The sequence below is a fragment of the Gracilimonas sp. genome, assembly GCF_040218225.1.
In the GTDB taxonomy this organism is placed as follows: domain Bacteria; phylum Bacteroidota; class Rhodothermia; order Balneolales; family Balneolaceae; genus Gracilimonas.
On the sequence record NZ_JAVJQO010000006.1, the window covers coordinates 305,260 to 322,051 of the forward strand.

Annotated in this window: 18 protein-coding genes; 6 read left to right on the forward strand and 12 right to left on the reverse strand. The window is 35.2% G+C overall.

What is annotated here, in order from left to right:
- The first annotated feature begins 61 nt into the window (after positions 1-61).
- Both RIB15_RS08555 and RIB15_RS08560 read left to right on the forward strand, forming a co-directional pair.
- Positions 62-1,444, forward strand: a complete 1,383-nt coding sequence (locus tag RIB15_RS08555) for an NAD(P)-binding domain-containing protein (protein WP_350201729.1) — start codon at positions 62-64, stop codon at positions 1,442-1,444.
- 35 nt (positions 1,445-1,479) lie between these two features.
- Positions 1,480-2,637, forward strand: a complete 1,158-nt coding sequence (locus tag RIB15_RS08560) for an MFS transporter (protein WP_350201730.1) — start codon at positions 1,480-1,482, stop codon at positions 2,635-2,637.
- A gap of 9 nt (positions 2,638-2,646) precedes the next feature.
- Here the strand turns inward: RIB15_RS08560 and RIB15_RS08565 are convergent, their stop codons facing one another.
- Complete coding sequence (locus RIB15_RS08565) at positions 2,647-3,204, reverse strand: sigma-70 family RNA polymerase sigma factor (protein WP_350201731.1); 558 nt, start codon at positions 3,202-3,204, stop codon at positions 2,647-2,649.
- Positions 3,205-3,404: 200 nt separating this feature from the next.
- On the opposite strand from RIB15_RS08565, the gene RIB15_RS08570 reads away from it, so the two are divergent.
- The 4 genes from RIB15_RS08570 to RIB15_RS08585 all read left to right on the forward strand — a co-directional run bounded on the left by RIB15_RS08570 (position 3,405) and on the right by RIB15_RS08585 (position 5,450).
- Positions 3,405-3,806, forward strand: a complete 402-nt coding sequence (locus RIB15_RS08570) for a rhodanese-like domain-containing protein (RefSeq protein WP_350201732.1) — start codon at positions 3,405-3,407, stop codon at positions 3,804-3,806.
- A gap of 121 nt (positions 3,807-3,927) precedes the next feature.
- Entirely contained in the window at positions 3,928-4,278 is a 351-nt protein-coding gene (locus tag RIB15_RS08575) for a cupin domain-containing protein (protein ID WP_350201733.1), read from the forward strand.
- A gap of 5 nt (positions 4,279-4,283) precedes the next feature.
- A complete protein-coding gene (locus RIB15_RS08580) occupies positions 4,284-5,036 on the forward strand; it encodes an MBL fold metallo-hydrolase (protein ID WP_350201734.1) in 753 nt (250 codons plus the stop codon).
- A gap of 6 nt (positions 5,037-5,042) precedes the next feature.
- Positions 5,043-5,450, forward strand: coding sequence for a hypothetical protein (locus tag RIB15_RS08585; RefSeq protein WP_350201735.1), 408 nt, complete (start codon positions 5,043-5,045; stop codon positions 5,448-5,450).
- Between the two features lie 15 nt (positions 5,451-5,465).
- Here the strand turns inward: RIB15_RS08585 and RIB15_RS08590 are convergent, their stop codons facing one another.
- The 11 genes from RIB15_RS08590 to RIB15_RS08640 are packed head-to-tail and all read right to left on the reverse strand — an operon-like array spanning position 5,466 to position 16,782.
- Positions 5,466-6,188: a carbon-nitrogen hydrolase family protein gene (locus RIB15_RS08590; RefSeq protein WP_350201736.1), complete on the reverse strand. Its 723-nt coding sequence runs from the start codon at positions 6,186-6,188 to the stop codon at positions 5,466-5,468.
- 35 nt (positions 6,189-6,223) lie between these two features.
- The gene (locus tag RIB15_RS08595) at positions 6,224-6,688 is read right to left on the reverse strand and encodes a GNAT family N-acetyltransferase (protein ID WP_350201737.1); all 465 of its coding nucleotides are present in this window, start codon (positions 6,686-6,688) and stop codon (positions 6,224-6,226) included.
- Entirely contained in the window at positions 6,666-7,565 is a 900-nt protein-coding gene (locus RIB15_RS08600; RefSeq protein WP_350201738.1) for a LysR family transcriptional regulator, read from the reverse strand. Before RIB15_RS08600 ends, RIB15_RS08595 begins: the two co-directional genes overlap by 23 nt.
- Before the next feature lie 10 nt (positions 7,566-7,575).
- Positions 7,576-8,586, reverse strand: coding sequence for a zinc-dependent alcohol dehydrogenase family protein (locus tag RIB15_RS08605; RefSeq protein ID WP_350201739.1), 1,011 nt, complete (start codon positions 8,584-8,586; stop codon positions 7,576-7,578).
- 17 nt (positions 8,587-8,603) lie between these two features.
- Positions 8,604-9,269, reverse strand: coding sequence for an RBBP9/YdeN family alpha/beta hydrolase (locus RIB15_RS08610; protein WP_350201740.1), 666 nt, complete (start codon positions 9,267-9,269; stop codon positions 8,604-8,606).
- A gap of 1 nt (position 9,270) precedes the next feature.
- On the reverse strand, positions 9,271-9,780 hold the full coding sequence (locus RIB15_RS08615; protein WP_350201741.1) for a GNAT family N-acetyltransferase: 510 nt from the start codon (positions 9,778-9,780) through the stop codon (positions 9,271-9,273).
- Positions 9,781-9,824: 44 nt separating this feature from the next.
- Positions 9,825-10,688, reverse strand: a complete 864-nt coding sequence (locus RIB15_RS08620) for an alpha/beta hydrolase (protein WP_350201742.1) — start codon at positions 10,686-10,688, stop codon at positions 9,825-9,827.
- On the reverse strand, positions 10,688-13,732 hold the full coding sequence (locus RIB15_RS08625) for an efflux RND transporter permease subunit (RefSeq protein ID WP_350201743.1): 3,045 nt from the start codon (positions 13,730-13,732) through the stop codon (positions 10,688-10,690). The genes RIB15_RS08620 and RIB15_RS08625 overlap by 1 nt, the downstream gene beginning before the upstream one ends.
- Position 13,733: 1 nt before the next feature.
- A complete protein-coding gene (locus RIB15_RS08630; protein ID WP_350201744.1) occupies positions 13,734-14,792 on the reverse strand; it encodes an efflux RND transporter periplasmic adaptor subunit in 1,059 nt (352 codons plus the stop codon).
- 9 nt (positions 14,793-14,801) lie between these two features.
- Complete coding sequence (locus RIB15_RS08635; RefSeq protein WP_350201745.1) at positions 14,802-16,202, reverse strand: TolC family protein; 1,401 nt, start codon at positions 16,200-16,202, stop codon at positions 14,802-14,804.
- Positions 16,183-16,782, reverse strand: coding sequence for a TetR/AcrR family transcriptional regulator (locus RIB15_RS08640; RefSeq protein WP_350201746.1), 600 nt, complete (start codon positions 16,780-16,782; stop codon positions 16,183-16,185). Before RIB15_RS08640 ends, RIB15_RS08635 begins: the two co-directional genes overlap by 20 nt.
- Positions 16,783-16,792: the final 10 nt, after the last annotated feature.

Consider the following 16,792-nt stretch of genomic DNA (forward strand, 5'->3'; position numbering starts at 1 on the left):
CATTCACCTATACGTCTTTATAGTAGAAGTCAAAGACAAAACTATAAAGAGGTATTTAAATATGACTGTTGAAGAAAACCTACCCATCGCGATAATTGGCGCAGGCCCAGTAGGCCTAGCAGCTGCATCATATATCATAAAGAGAGGTAAAACACCTATTATCTTAGAAGCCGGGGATGAGGCTGGTTATGCTATTCGTCAATGGGAACATGTGAGATTATTTTCCCCTTGGAAGTATAATATGGATAAGGCAGCAGTTGAACTTTTAAAAGCTTCATCGTGGATCGAGCCAGAACCCGAGAAGCTTCCGACCGGGAAAGAGTTTCTTGAGGACTATATAACACCACTTTCAAAAAATACTGTCCTAAAAGATTTTATAAAGTACGGTAGTAAAGTCACAGCTGTTACACGCCTTAATACTGATAAAATAAGGACGTTTGGCAGAGAAAAACTTCCATATGTATTAAAAATTGACCGTGGGTCAGATACGGAATTCATACAAGCCTCCGCAGTTATTGATACATCCGGAACCTGGTTCACTCCAAACCCAATTGGTTCAGGTGGAATTAAAGCTGCCGGTGAAGAGGAGCATTCAAATAAAATAACATATGGAATTCCCAATGTTCTTAATAAAGATCGGGCGAAATTTGAAGATAAAACAATTGCTGTAGTTGGAAGTGGTCACTCAGCAATGCAGGTCATTATTGATCTTCTTGAATTACAAGAAACATCTCAAACGACAAATATGAAATGGGTGATGAGAAAAACTGATCTTGGTAATGTTTTTGGTGGTGGTAAGGATGATGCTTTACCTGCTAGAGGTGAAATTGGAATGAAAGCTAAAAAAGCGGTTGAATATAACCGTCTTGAATTGGTCACGCCTTTTCTTATAAATAAAGTTTCTATGGAGTCTTCAGGCGATAGCAAATTAAAAGTCCATGGATTTAAAAATGGTCAAAATCATCACATAGAAGTAGATGAGATTATAGCAACAACTGGATTTCGACCTGACCTAGAAATGCTTAGAGAGGTTCGTGTAAACATTGATTCATCTCTTGAATCTGTCGCTGATATCGCTTCGATGATTGATCCTAATATTCATAGTTGTGGTACGGTACCACCTCATGGGGTTGAAGAACTAAAACATGATGACGAGAATTTCTTTATTGCCGGAATGAAAAGCTATGGCCGTGCACCAACTTTCCTAATGGCTACGGGCTATGAACAAGTCAGATCGATTGTAGCCTATCTTGATGGTGATTTGGAAGCTGCTAATAGAATTGAGTTAGATTTACCTGAAACTGGTGTTTGCAGTAGTAATTTATCTCTAAACGGAGCTGAATGTTGTGCGCCTGCTAATTCACAAGAAGATGTATCAAGTTCTTGTTGTACCCCAAACAGGAAAACAACCTTAGTTCAAGCTAGCCCTGCTTGCTGTGGCTAAGTCCTGATGGTAGTTATTTAAGGGTATCTAATTCATTGAAAAAAATACTCACAGTATTGGGTCTGACTCAGCTGGTTGGATGGGGCACACTCTACTACTCATTTAGCATATTTGTAACACCTATTCATGAGAAATTGGGGTGGAGTTATTCAGCTATTAATGCAGCTGTTACAGTCTCTTTGATAACTTGGGCTATATGTGCACCCTTCGTTGGTAATATGCTCCATACGAAGGGTGCAAGATTTGTAATGAGCACAGGATCCCTTATCGCATCCTTTGGCCTTCTAATCTGGGGCTTAACCCCATACTCATACGCTGTATTTTTGACTGCCTGGATGCTCATAGGTATCTCGATGTCAATGGTGCTTTATGAGTCTTCTTTTGCAGTTTTAACAACACAATTTGAGAACTATAAAAAAGGGATTAATCTATTAACCATTGTTGGAGGATTGGCAAGTACGATATTTATACCGATTGTCCAATTCAGTATTGATAAATCAAGCTATGAAGAGACTATCTGGTTACTTTTTCTTCTCAACCTTGCTGTAAATTTTCCTCTTCATTTTATATTTCTGCCCAAATCAAAGGCAAACTTTAAAAAACTTGATTCGTCTCAAAAGCTACACTCCAAAAGAGTGAGAAACCTACTAAAAGATCAATCTTTCTTAGGCTTACTAATCTGGTTTTCCGCTTATGCTTTGTTAACATCTGGCTTTTCATTTCTGTTGTTTCCATTGTTATTAGACTTTGGAGTAGATAAAAACAATGTAATTTATACGATGGCCTTAATTGGAGTAATGCAGGTCGTTGGTAGAGTCGTATTTATTATTTTCGAGACTAAAGAAAACAATAGAGACATTGGAATAGTTATTAATATCTTTTTTTTGCTCTCCATACTAATACTCTTATTTAGTAAAAACTTCTTTGCCCTTTTACTGTTTGCATTTTTATATGGGTCTGCTAAAGGTATTATGTCAATTATAAAGGGAACAGCGGCAGCGGATTTATTTTCTTTAGATTACTATACCCGTATAAATGGATTTTTATCAGGTATTTCAGGTTTTGTTAAAGCTACTTCGCCTCTTTTGTTATCAATATTGTGGACAAATTATCAATCGGGTACGTCTGTATTATTTATTTTGTTAATAGTTCCATTAATTGGGATTGTTGGGGTAAAGCTAATAAGCAACTGATGTGTTAGACTAACAGTTTTCTGATTTACCACTTAACTTCACAGGCTCACAATTAATAATGTTTCCTTCTTTATCATAGATTAATCTGCAGCACTCTTCAACAAACCGGTTAAATATTACTTCCCGTGCTTTTTGGACCCTTGATTTTAGAGTACTATAAGGTATGTCAAGTTTTTCTGCAGCCTCTTTCTGGGAGGTCTCACCTGAAAATATTTCCAATAACAGTTGGTTATCAACTGCATCATATTCTTCAATAAACTCTACTAAACAGTCACTTATTCCGTTAACCAATTGGGTAATTTGGTCAATTTCATTATTTGAGCTCTGAATTTCTTTTTCACCAAGCGAAAGCTCTTTCTTTTTTCTTGTATGATCTATTAACCTGTTCCTTGCAATGGTAAATATCCAACTATCAAGATTTTCAATTTCCTCTAACTTAGAGGAGTTATCCAAGACTTTTATAAAAATATCTTGTGTTAGATCCTTTGCTAGCTCTTCATCTGATACTCTTGCATTAATGTAATTGAGTATTTTATACCGGTATGTATTCCAGATTTGTTCTTCCATAAATGTAGTATAAAGCTTTATTCATATAGGACGATCACTAAATCAAAAAGACGAAATCCTTATACTTTATAATATATCCTTAAGGCCTAAAGAATCATTATCAGAATACTAATCAAGTGCATGAATAAATCTCATTTTATTTAAGCTCTCACGCTCGCTATACTTTTTGTGAGTTAATAACATAATTAGAGGATACGAGCATGAATACACAAATACAGCACTATGAAGACAAACTCTCTTTTGAGATGGACCCTGCAGATCTATATGAATATTTAAACAAAACAGATCATAATCTTGTAGTGATTGATGCAAGAAGTAAAGATGGATATGACATAGAGCATATTCCTAGTGCCATTAGTTTTCCGCACAGGACTATGAATGAGGAAACAACTTCCAAGCTTGATAAATCAAAAACCTACATCACCTATTGTGATGGCATAGGTTGTAATGCCTCTACGAAGGGTGCTTTGAAACTTGCGAAACTTGGTTTTGATGTAAAGGAACTAATTGGTGGCCTAGAATGGTGGAAAAAAGATGGGTATCAGACTGAAGGCGAACTTAACGCTGAAAAAAATAATCCTGTCGTAGGTTGTTATTGTTAAGAGTGTAGAAATAGTACTTAAAACCCAACGAAAGGGTTCTTTAGTTTTCGCCCTACCTATTTGTACCCCGAACGAAAATTATTGAACCCTTTTTTATTTAATTATTAGTGGAATTAGCATCATGAAAAAAATAAACCTTTACAAAACTCTTGATAGTATTGATGAATACTGGTCTCAAAAAGTCTTAGGGAAAGCTAATGGGAGTATGTTTAAAGTTGCTAAAGGTATTGGTGAAATAAATTGGCATAAGCATGAAGATCAGGATGAAGTATTTATTGTTCTAAAGGGTGCTATTACAATCCGGTTTAAAGAAGATTATGATGATGTTTTACTTGAAAAGGGTGATATGTTAGTTGTACCGAAAGGAGTTGAACACAGTCCAGTAGCTGACCAGGACGTTGAACTTCTTGTTGTTGGGAAAAACATTACTTCCAATAAACAAGGTGGAAAACCAGATTGGAGCTATCAATAAATTACATGAGAATAAAAGTTTGGTATATCGGTGTTGCTACGATACTCATAGAAATTGGCTCAATTAAAATTATTACAGATCCCAATCTCGATAAACCAGGAAATTTATACCATCATGGTTTTTTGGCCTTTTCTAAAAAGAACTCAATACCACGATTCGAAGATCAATTAAAACATATAGATCTTGCCCTAATTAGTCATGCCCATCATAAAGATAATTTAGACCGGACTGGACTAAAGCTATTAAACAACGTAAATCAAATAATTACTACTTATCATTCCTCAATAAAACTCAAGCGAGGCATAGGCTTGGATCCTGGGGAGAGTTTTATATATAAAAAGAGAAAAAATGAATTAGAAATTATTGCCATTGAAGCTCAACATGGAGTCTTTCCAGTCCACTACTTTGCAGGACCGGTAATAGGGTTTATCATAAGGAAAACTAATTCTAATAATCTAATCTATATTTCAGGCGATACTATTTATAAGTCTGAGATTGCCAAGCAAGTTAATGACTTAGGAGATACAAAATTGTTTATCCCTCATTTGGGTAAAGCTCAGTTTAAATATCTATCAGGTAATCTAAGATACACTATGAATGAAACTGATTTAAAGCACTTCATAACGGATTTAAGTCCGGAAAGAATTTTTCCAGTTCACAACGAGGGCTGGACTCACTTTAATAAAGTTCAAAATCCTGTAGATGATGATTTTAAGAATAGGTTAATTAAAAAAAATGAATTTGAAACGGACATATAAAAGAGCATGATTGAATTCATCTGCGCAGTTATAACAACAACGTTTATCATTGGTATTGGAAAAGCTAAAATCTTTCGATTTGAAAAGGACCGTAGTTATTTCCCAACGATTCTAATAGTTATAGCACTTGTCTATATACTCTTTGCAGTCATGAGTTCTAATGTAGACGTTATAATTGCAGAAGCAGTAGTAGCTACAATGTTTATTACAGGGGCTTTATATGGCTCTGTAAACTCATTAAGAATGGTAGCCATACTTCTTATAGTACATGGCTTGTATGATTTTATTCATCCACACATCTTTAACTATAATACAGTCCCTTCTTGGTGGCCCATATTTTGTTTATATGTTGATGTAATACTTGGAGTTTGGATTTTTTTCAGATACAACGACAGAAAAGTAAATCACCTTTGAGATAGCTTAGTATCCTTACAAAATCCTGTTTGTCACGATTCCAGTCTCTGTATCAAATATGATAATACCTTCTTTATTTCTTGGCATTTGGAAAATTACCTTTCCTTTTTGCCAAGCAGTAGACTGACCAGCACATTGTAAACCGTCGGCCTCTCCAACAGCATTGGACATTAATACAGTAGAACCAAATTTAAATGAAACGTCTTTCAATCGCTTTAGGGCTTTATTAATATTGTGTCCGAATTTAGCAACGCTTGCCATGTATATCATTTCGTTTTGATTTGCAGCTTCAATGTGTTCATCAATAAAAATCTCATAGCAGATTCCTACCGATATTGGAAATTCTGGTATTATAGGTAATGAATCATCTTTTACGGCAATAAAATAATGCTCTTCGTCCGGGTGTAAGTATCTTTTAGAATAGACCTTTCTTTCGCCATTTGGATAAAATAGCAGAATGGAGATAGTAATTCCTTCTTTTTGACGTAGAGGTAAACCTATGCCTATTGTCATATTTTTTTCTCTACTAGCTGCTCCAAGCTTCATCAAACGCTTATCATTTATTTCAAATGCTAAACTTTCTGCTAATTTTGGTTCATAACCAGTTATTGAAAGTTCTGGAAATAGCAAGAGATCAGAATTTCTAGCAAATTGTTCATTTATAAACCGTAGATGATTTTCCAGATTTAACTCAATATCACCTGGAAATGATTTTAATTGTGCTATTCCAACTTTCATGGTTTAAAATGAGCCATTATTTGTGATTCAAAAATCTAATTTTCCGAAATATTCAAAGTAAATCTAACCTTTTGTTTACCAATCGCTCCCTCTCTATTGTAAAACTTAATTGCACCTTCATTGAATGATGGGGTTTGCCATTGAACTTGACTATAACCATTTGAAGAAGCAAAATTATGTATTTTTTTCATGACTTTTGCACCAATACCTTGCCCTCTATGCCCTTCTTTAATAAATAAACAGTCAAGGTATAGGTAATTTTCGGCATCCCAAGTAGAAAATTGGGGTATTAAAGTTACATAGCCAATAAAATAGTTTGCCTTAGTAATGACCCAGCATTCTATTTTCTTATTCTTCCCAAAAATAGCTTCTTCAAGTTTATTAGCTTTTCCTTCACTGAAATACTCTGCCTTTTCATATTCTGCATGTAATTCACATAGCTTAGTTAGGCGATCAAGCTCATCTCTTCTTATTGTTCTAATCTGGTAATGCTTTTTCATACTGAATATTCTGTTTCATGAAGTTTAAAAATTGTTCTAAAAACGGAGGACGGCTTTGTTTTAAATATGCTGCATAGTGTGTTCTGTGTAGTCCTTTCTTGGTAACTCGGAGTGTTGTAATTGAATCATCTAAATATGGCATTAAAGTCCACGACGGTAGCACAATTACCCCCATATTTGCTTTCACTAGCTGAATTGAGGCTTCTGTTAATGGTAAGACGGTTAAACTCTCCGGTTCAATATTGTTAGGTTTAAGTAAGTTTTCATAAACAATTACACTCTCAAGTGGCCTGGAATGAATAATGAGATTCTCAGACTTAAAATCTTCAGCATCTACATACTTCTTTTCTGCCCATAAATGATCAGTTGATACAACAGCAACCATCTCATCTTCAAATAGAGGCTTATATTCAAGGATATTTTCGTGCTTTTTGGTATTTGTAAAAGCAATTTCTAGTTCACCATCTAACAAGAGTTCTATGGCATGGTGTGTTCCCTCTACTTTAATATCTATTGATACTCTTGGATACTTTTCGTTGAACTTTTTTAAAACCGGTGGTAACCAATAATAACTTGTATAGCATTCTGTACAGACTCTTAATGTACCAGTCACCCCATGATTTAGCTCGTCAATAGTCTTCTTCAGGACATCAACTTTATTCGTAATATCTTTGGCAGATTGATAAACTTTTTTTCCAGCTTCCGTTAAAACAAGTTTTCTGTTTATACGATAGAATAAATCTGTTTCTAATTGAGTTTCAACCTCTTTTAATTGATGGCTCAGTGCAGATTGAGTCAGAAACAGCTTTTCTGATGCTTTCGTTAAACTTCCTTCTTCTACTATTGCCTTTACAAGCTTTAGGTATCGGATTTCCATAGTGTAATGCTTAGAGTTTAATTACAACTTTGCCAATATGACTACCACTTTCTAGATACCTAAATGCACTTTTAACTTCTGAGAAACCAAATATTTTATCGACTTTCGGTTTAATTTCATTTACCTCTATTGCCTGTACCATACTCTCAGAAGAGGCTTTACTACCTGTAGAAATGCCCATTAGTTTTGCCATTCTAAGGTCTAAGTGTTCGACCACATCAATAGTAATCTTTGACCCTGTTATAAAACCTACAGTACCAACTATCCCATTCATTTTAATGGCTTCTAAAGATTTTCGAATGGTTGCATCTCCTGCAATATCTAATGTTATATCTACACCAATTCCATCTGTTAACTCCTTTACACTTTTGGACCAATCAGGGTTTTCTTTGTAATTAATAACCTCATCAGCGCCAAGATTACTGAGAAAGTCCATCTTTTCTTTAGTGGATGTTGTAGCTATAACTTTAGCGCCGGCTGCTTTTGCAAATTGAAGGGCAAAAATTGATACCCCCCCAGTCCCTTGAGTTAATACAGTTTGACCAGCTTGAAGATTGCCTGTTTCAAATAATCCCGACCAGGCTGTTACTCCGGCTATAGGAAGCGTTGAGGCTTCTTCAAAACTTAAATTCTCTGGGGCTTTGACTAATCCATGTTGAGGTACATTCACGAACTCTGATAATATGCCTTGAGTTTGAAGTCCTACACGAATTTTGGATGTTTGTGGAGTAATAGGCCCATTAATCCAATCTCTTACATAATGAATATAGACCTTATCTCCTATGTTCCACTCCTTCACACCTTCCCCAACCTTTGTTACTACTCCTGCTCCATCAGAAAGTGGCACATATGGATTTGGCAGTTCTGGTCCAAATGAACCATTTACAAGTATCAGATCTAGGTAGTTTAGCGAGGCCGCTTTAATGTTTACCTGAACTTCATTTCTAGCTGGATCTGAAACTTCAGTTTCCACTAATTTAAGATCTTCTATATCTCTTATATTTTGCTGCACTTGAATCATGTCATCAACCTTTCATTTCAATTTTTTGTTGTGATTTTTTCCACCTCAGATAGAACTTTCGGGAATTCTCTATACCCATCTGATTTCAAGAAATGCCCCCCGGTTTCAAGCTCAATCATTTTTGCATTTAATCTATGGGCTAAGTTTTCGATATGATCATATGGTACTATTGGATCATTCTTAGCTCCAATTACTACCACTGACTCCGTGATTTTTTGCAGACTATCAGTTTTTATTTCAGGGGTTAAAAAAGTATTCAGTTCAGGAAGCTTAGGAAGTGGTTCTAGAAAACCAGAAACTAAAATCAGCCCGCCCAATTCAATATCATTATTCTCTACTCTCCCCTTTTGTAGATGTTGTAACACTGTTACACAACCAAGGCTATGGGCTATTATGTAGACATTTTTATCATAATTTTTGATCTCTTCGTCAAGAGTTTTCAACCATTCAGCAGGATCTGGATTAGAAGAGTTTGGGAATTCCACTATGCTTGCTTCAAAATTTCTCATACGAAGCTCTTCCTTTAACCATTGGAACCAATGATCATTTGAACTTGCCCCATAACCATGTAGAATAAGTACCTTTGAATTTATTTGACTATTCCCTTCCATATTTTGACCTAGTACATTTAATGATAGACCTGAAATTATTATGAGCAGTATAGCTAGTACTTTAAAATGCATTTTAGACCTTACTAAATAGTTCATCGTACTTAATAGTCCCCTTTAGAATGCTTTTAAAATCTCTGTTTAGGAACTTTATCATGAATACATCGTCTGGAACATCAAATTCAGACTTAACTCCATATTTGGCAGATGACTCAAAGCCAAATTTGGAATAATACTCTTTATGCCCTAGTACAACCACTGCATCAATCTCTTGCTTCTTTAGAAATTTCAAACTTCTTCTAACTAACTTTGATCCTACCCCACTTTTTTGGTATTTCGGTAAAACGGCCATCGGACCTAAACCAAAGATTGAAATATTATTTTCCGGACCGTCAAGATAAACTGGAGTAAATAAAATGTGACCAATAACTTCTCCATCTTTAATAGCTACAAATGAGTAAAAGTTTGTGAGCTTTTCTCTAAGCTTATCAATCAAATTGGCTTCAGCATTACTTGGAAATGCCTTAATAGTTAAACTTGAGATAGTATCAATATGCTCGGGTCTTTCTTGTAACACTTTTATCATATACCAAAGCTCTTATTCGTTCATTTTATAAGTAGACGAATTATTTAGTTCAAAGACGAAGTTTGTGAAGACTCTACCGGAATTTCACACATTAAAAAATTCATGCATGTTTGTATAACATCTTCGTCCCATAGTATTCTGTAGTGACCTTTATTTTTTACACTAAACAGCTCTACATTCTTTGAATTGCCTGCAATTTTTTTTGCTCCTTTATAACTCAAAACTCTATCATCGATATCATGTACGAGCAAAATTCGTTCAATCGAGGTTTTTTTTATCAGATTGCTAATTTCAAGTTCAGAAATGTTTTTCTGGAATTTTTTAGAGATATATTTCATAAAATCGTCTTCCATCTTTTGATCAAAATTCAATAAAGTTGTAAAGCCTTTTAGGACGTCTTCAAATCTATTAGGAGAAGTTACCAGAATCAGGTTCTTAACTTTTAGATGGTCGTTCTGATGAAGTGCATATATCAAAGCAGCACTACCAAAGGAATGAGTAATTATTGTATCAGGTTGATCGAGCTCAATGATTTCTTTTATTACATTTGAAAATTCAATTATGTTAGTCAGCCATCCCTCACTTTTCCCATGTGCAGGCCCATCAAAAGACAGTATTTGGTATCCCCTTTTTAGTAATGGTTCTACAAATCCACCTAGTCCCCCGGCATTTGACTCCCAACCATGTATTAATAATGCATTCTTATCCCCATTACCCCACCAGTAAACCTTAATCAATTTATCATCAAGGCTTACTGATGTGGTATTAGCAGATTCTAGTACTCTTTTTTCTCTGTTTCTAACTGTTTTATTGATTGGATAATTAAAAAGTAAAAATGACGAGTATGTCCCGAACTTTGGTGATAAGGCATATATCATTTTTATTATTCTGCTAATTATTTTAATCATTATATGACCTCTTCTTTTCTCGTAAACCAGGTGTAAAGTATGGGTACTATTACGAGGGTTAATAATGTTGATGAGACCATTCCACCAATAATTGTCCACCCTAATGGTGACCAAAGGCTAGTATTTGATAAAGTGAGGGGAATTAAACCGACGATAGTAGTGGCTGTTGTAAGCACAATAGGTGTAAACCTAGTCTTACACGCTTTAATAAGACCAACATCGAAATCACCGATCTCTTGGATGAGAGTATTAGCATAGTCAACAAGGATGATTGAATTATTTACGACAATACCTACAAGACTTATGAACCCAACAAATGCGAAAAATGAAAAGGACCAATTTGTAATAAATAATGCTATGAAAGAACCAGTCACTGCCAACGGTATTGCAGAGAAGATTATAAGGGGTTGAAGAAATGATTTGAATTGTAGTACCAATACAGCGAAAATCCCAATCAGAGCTATGATTAACAATGATCCTAAATCACCAAAGGACTCTTGCTGTGACTCATACTCTCCGGCAACATAGTAATCATATCCCCTTGGCCAATTTAGCCTATCCAACTCTTCAATTATGGATTCCGTGACTTCAGTCGTTTTATCTGGATTTATAACATTGGCTGTAACAGCTGTCGTTCTTGTTAAGTCGTAATGTAAAAGTTGAGGTATGGACTGCTCAAATTTAAGCCGAATGAGTTGTTTAATAGGAATGGCTTCATTGAGCTTTGAAGTAACAGTAATATTATCGAAATCATCAATTGATGGTGATTGCCCTACAGGTAGACGAACCACAATTGGGTATTCTTCTCCGTCATTAAGTGTAGTTTGATCTATCGTAAGCCCAGATATTCCTGCTTTTACTGCTCTATCAATTGCTCCGATTGACACATTATATAGAGCGGCTTTCTCTTTATTTATCTCAACTTTTAAATCAGTTTTTGATATTGCAAGAGGATTATCTACATCTTTTGTTCCCTCTTGATCCCTTATTACCTTTTCAACATTCTGAGATAATGACTTAAGAGTGTTAAGCTTCTGGCCTCTTATTCGAATTTCTATAGGGGCATTAAAAGGTGCACCATTTTTTAATTCACGAAAGGATATTTGGCCCCCTACATATTCCGAAAAATCTTCTCTTAATTGTTCTAAAGTTGAATAAAACTTTTTCGGATCCCATGTTTTAAAGTTAACTAAAACCTGACCATGGTTAGGCTTATACTTTTCAGGAATTCTATTGTAGTATACTTGAGGGTTTCCATGGCCTGAGTTTGAAATATATTTCTCAACGTAATCTGTAGAATCTAATACTGACTCTATAAATCTTACTGCATGATCGGTTCTGTAAATATTAGATCCTTCAGGTGTATCAACATTTATAAGAAGCATAGGTTTATCTGCAGTCGGAAAAAAACTAACACCAATAGAGGGAAATAATGCTAAAGACCCACCAAATAATATCAAAGCACCAATTACCACATAAATGCTTTTACTCAGCGCAAACTTTAGAATAGGTTCGTAAACTCTATTTATAATTACCATCAGATATTTATCAACTGTTGATGAGTTTTTATCATTGATCTTCTGAATAAAAATATTCGCTACTATTGGTGTTAAGCAAAGTGCCAAGATCAGAGATACAATTAGCGTAATTATCACAGTTATCGGCAATGACCGTAGAAATTCTCCCGGTCCGCTTTGAAGGAAAGCAAGGGGGGCAAATGCCAATACTGTTGTCACAGTAGAGCTAATTATAGCGTAACTAACTTCTGATGTACCCTTTATTGCAGACTCAAGTATTGAATAGCCTTCCTTCTTAAATCTTACGATGTTTTCGATGACTACGATCCCATTATCAACAAGTAGACCAAGTGCAATAACTAGTGATGCAATAGAGATTTGTTGAAGCCCATAACCAATTTGATTAAGCACACCAATCGTTATAATCATCGCTATTGGAATGATGATCATGACGACTGCTGAGGACCTCATTCCTAGGAATAAAAAAATCATAAGGCCTACAAGTAAGACCCCTTGTAAGAGATTAAAAAAGAAACCATTGATTCTATCCTTAACCGCCGGAGCCTGTTCAAAGACAACATCTAACTGAATGTCAGACCTTATATTCTCTTTAATTGAAGTAAGTTTTTGAGATACTTTTTCAGAAATATCAATCAAATTTTCATCAGCACCTCTTTTAACCGCTAAGTAAATAGCCCGATTACCATTGACTCTTGCAAGCCACCTTTCATCTTGGTGATCAATATTTATTTTAGCTACATCGCTTAAACGAATAATTGATCTACCAATACCAATTGGCATGTTTTTTATGTCCTGTAGTGACTCAAAGCTGCCACTTGTTTTAATCGTGAAATACTTATCCTGAACATTTATTGAACCACCGGGTATATTTTGATTTTCATCCCTGATTCCACTTATAAGCTGATCGAGTGATACACCATAATCATTAAGCCTTTCGAAATTTACCTCTACCCTTATTTCTTCTCTGGGTATAGCTACAATTTCTGTAGACTGAACACCTTTTATCTCTTCTAACTGGTCCTGGATATTATCCGCTACATCCTTTAAATCAATGAAGGTCGCCGAGTTCGAAACTAATGCCAACTGCATAATTACAGTTCTATCTTCAGGTTTATACTGCTCAACAGACAACCTTTGTATCCCACTTGGTAATTCTTGACGAATAGCATTTATTTCACTGCTTATGTCATCATATTGTTCGTCATAGTCTATTCCAAATTCACCTTCCACCTGAATGATGGCCAACCCATCAGTTATCTCAGTATAGATTTCTGCAACGTTTTCTATTTTATCTACACCTTCTTCAATAGGATCTACCACTAATTCTTCCATGTCTTCTGGCCCTGTTCCAGGGAGTACGACTGTAATGGTGTAGTTTGGTAAAGAGAGTTCAGGGTCTTCAGAACGAGGCATAGTAAAAAAAGAATAAACCCCGACTAACATGGCTAATAGAACGAGAACAAAAACAAAGCGGTAATTTTCAATAGCAATTCTTGGTAGTTTCATATCACTCCTCTAAGACCTTAACAATATCACCACTTTTCAAAAATTTACTTCCTCTAGTAAATACTTTTTTTAAACCAGTTAACTCTTTTGCATCAACAATCAGTTGATCATTTAAAATATATTTTGGTCTGACATGTCTCTCTTCCACTCTTTCTGACTGATCAGTTATTCCATAAATAATGATATCCTCATCTTTGGGCTCAACGATAGATTCTATAGGAATACTTACATAATTAGCTGCATTAGAAGGGTAAATTACTACCGATCCAAACATCCCTTCCTTTATGGACGTAAAAGGTTGTCTTAACTGAAGTTCTATTTCATATGTCCCTGCATTTGGATTTGGGGTCTCCGCTATTTGGCTTACAATCGCTTTTACCTTTTGACCGGGATATGAGGCTAGCGAAACACTCGCGCTATCACCTAGACTTATTAGGCTAACTTCCTGATCAGTCACGGAAGTCCTAAAAATGAGGTCTTGACTACTACTAATCGAATAAACAGGTATACCAGGTTGAATTAGCTCACCCTCTTCTACGAATTTGCGAGTAATTTTCCCATCTATTGGTGAAGTTATAGTGGATTGGTCATAGTTAAATTTTGCTATTTGAAGCTCATTAGCTGCTATTTCTACTTTAGTTTTTAAGTCTTCAACCTGTGTTAGTGTTGCACTAGAATCACTATATAACGTTTTGACCCTTTCAAAATCACGTTCTGCCTTTTCAAGTGCATATTCAGCCACATTTTTCTTTGCTTCAATCTCTTTTAGATTTATTTCCGCAAGTACCTCACCTTTTTTTATTTGTGACCCAATTTGTTTGTGCAAAATTTTTACAAAACCCGGTGTTTTAAACGATAAGCTCATCGACTTTCCATAAGCGACATTTCCAGTTCTTTTGATTAGAATTGGTTCTTGAGAGTGTATTAACTCAACAGCATAGGCTTGTTTTGTCAACACATTATCCTTTTGCTTGCTTGAATCGTCTGTCTTTGAACTACACCCATAAATGAGGATGAACATCAGAAGTATTGCAAATTTCAAGACTTTAAATCGTTTCATATTTATATCCTATTTAATGTTTTCAACTATTGAATCTAGTCGTGCTATTTCCTTTAACAGATCATATTGCGCTATTAGCTTTTTGAGTTTTGATCTTTGCAAATCCTTTTGCGCTTCCAGATACTCTAGAAAAATTACCTCCCCCTGCTCATATCTATTTTTCACAATATTAAATCGTTCGTATGCACTTTTCTCTCCTAACTTTCTTGTACCTAGCATTGCACGAGCATGACTTACTGCTTCTTTTGAGTTCATGACTTGTAATTCAATCTGGTCTTGAAGTGTTTGAATTTTATTCTCATTCTTTTGTAGCTTAAGACGTGCTTTTTGAATTTCTTTGGTATGTTTCAAAGCATTGAATAGCTCCCATTTAAGACCAAACCTAATCAACATGAATTCTTGATCTGAAAAATTGTAGCCTACCCCTTGATAACCAACATCTGCTGAGACAAATATTTCTGGAAGCCTGCCATATTTTTCTCGCTGAAGAGTATACTCCAAAGCTTGACTGCCTTTTCGCAATGCTTGAAGATCACTTCGGTTTCGTAGAGCTGAATTCACTGAATAATCTTCACCTTCAGCTATAAACATACTCAGGGTTTCTTCTGATTGTATTATATCTGTACCTAATGGGCGATTGAGAAGTATATTGAAATAATATTTAGCTTTAGACTTCTTGTTTTTAAAGCTCAGTATTTCACTTTCTGTATTACTTAGTTCGAGCTCTGTCTGACTTAGGACATCTTTCGTTATTTCACCATTTTTAAATAGTGATTTATTGTACTCTAATACTTCTTCTAATTGGTTCTTTGTGCTTTGGTGTATTTCTACTGCTTTAACCGCACTTAAATAATTGTAATACCCAATTTTGACTTCTTTTATCAGCTCGTTCTTAAAAGCCTCTTTCTTTATATCCTGGACATCTTGTAAAGACCTTTGTGCTTTGTAGGAATAAAAAATATCGGTATTGAAAAGTGGTTGAATCACCCTGAGCTTCGTCTCCTGAAAGTCATCCAATAATATCGGAGTGCTAACATTTTCAAGATTTGTCGGAAAACGATTTTCACCAAGCAGGTCGTTAACAGAGCCATATAAAGGGTTTAATAGATCTCCGACTGGTACATCTATGGTTCGGCCACCTTCAGCTATGTCATATGAGGCTTGTAAAGAAATATTGGGTAGAAAATACGAGCGTGCTATCTCTGAATTCTTATCTGCTATTTTCACATTTAGCTGTTGCTCTATGAGACCTTTATTGTTTTCTAATGCAATGGATATATATCGATCTAATTCACTCGATTGTGCATTGGCCCTGAAAGACAACAAAAGAGTTGCAAGGGTAATAAAAATATACCGATTGGTATATTTTGAGTTAAAAAAAACCACAAGTCTACTTCTTAGAAATTTCATCAATCAAATTCTCTAGTTGTTCAAAAGCATAGTTCATATGCTGGGCATCTTTATACATCTTCATTAACATTATACTACCTTCATAAATAGATACAAATAAAGAGGCAATTTTTTTGGGCTGCACATCTTCATTAATCTCCCCAGCGACAATACCATTCTTAATAATTTCTTCCACTGTCCCAGACCAAATATTTAACGTTTGCTTAACTTTTGGTCGGAGTACCTCATACGAATCATCGCTTTCTGTTGCAGTGTTTAAAATTGGGCATCCACCTTTAAACTGAGGGGTATTCACGTTCTTTTTATAACTATGTATAATAGCTTTTAACTTATCAATACTGCCTTCTGTGCTTCTGACCTGACTTTTTATATTATCAATCAAGATTCTACGATTGTAGTCAAAAGCTGCAACCGCTATGTCATCTTTTGAGTTAAAATGCCCATATATACACCCTTTCGTAAAGCCAGTTGCTTTTTCTATGTCAGACATTGAAGTGGGCGCATATCCTTGAACATTAAAAAGGTGTGCTGATTCCTCAATGATTTTGTTTTTCGTTATGTCTGATTTTTCGTACTTCATTGCGAATAAA

Coding starts and splice junctions, on each gene's coding strand:
- RIB15_RS08565 (WP_350201731.1), bottom strand. CDS start 3,204: ATGGAAGAACAAATCTGGAATACATACCGGTATAAAATACTCAATTAC.
- RIB15_RS08595 (WP_350201737.1), bottom strand. CDS start 6,688: ATGAAAAAGCATTACCAGATTAGAACAATAAGAAGAGATGAGCTTGAT.
- RIB15_RS08590 (WP_350201736.1), bottom strand. CDS start 6,188: ATGAAAGTTGGAATAGCACAATTAAAATCATTTCCAGGTGATATTGAG.
- RIB15_RS08600 (WP_350201738.1), bottom strand. CDS start 7,565: ATGGAAATCCGATACCTAAAGCTTGTAAAGGCAATAGTAGAAGAAGGA.
- RIB15_RS08580 (WP_350201734.1), top strand. CDS start 4,284: ATGAGAATAAAAGTTTGGTATATCGGTGTTGCTACGATACTCATAGAA.
- RIB15_RS08640 (WP_350201746.1), bottom strand. CDS start 16,782: ATGAAGTACGAAAAATCAGACATAACGAAAAACAAAATCATTGAGGAA.
- RIB15_RS08620 (WP_350201742.1), bottom strand. CDS start 10,688: ATGATTAAAATAATTAGCAGAATAATAAAAATGATATATGCCTTATCA.
- RIB15_RS08605 (WP_350201739.1), bottom strand. CDS start 8,586: ATGATTCAAGTGCAGCAAAATATAAGAGATATAGAAGATCTTAAATTA.
- RIB15_RS08575 (WP_350201733.1), top strand. CDS start 3,928: ATGAAAAAAATAAACCTTTACAAAACTCTTGATAGTATTGATGAATAC.
- RIB15_RS08610 (WP_350201740.1), bottom strand. CDS start 9,269: ATGCATTTTAAAGTACTAGCTATACTGCTCATAATAATTTCAGGTCTA.
- RIB15_RS08570 (WP_350201732.1), top strand. CDS start 3,405: ATGAATACACAAATACAGCACTATGAAGACAAACTCTCTTTTGAGATG.
- RIB15_RS08635 (WP_350201745.1), bottom strand. CDS start 16,202: ATGAAATTTCTAAGAAGTAGACTTGTGGTTTTTTTTAACTCAAAATAT.
- RIB15_RS08630 (WP_350201744.1), bottom strand. CDS start 14,792: ATGAAACGATTTAAAGTCTTGAAATTTGCAATACTTCTGATGTTCATC.
- RIB15_RS08555 (WP_350201729.1), top strand. CDS start 62: ATGACTGTTGAAGAAAACCTACCCATCGCGATAATTGGCGCAGGCCCA.
- RIB15_RS08625 (WP_350201743.1), bottom strand. CDS start 13,732: ATGAAACTACCAAGAATTGCTATTGAAAATTACCGCTTTGTTTTTGTT.
- RIB15_RS08615 (WP_350201741.1), bottom strand. CDS start 9,780: ATGATAAAAGTGTTACAAGAAAGACCCGAGCATATTGATACTATCTCA.
- RIB15_RS08585 (WP_350201735.1), top strand. CDS start 5,043: ATGATTGAATTCATCTGCGCAGTTATAACAACAACGTTTATCATTGGT.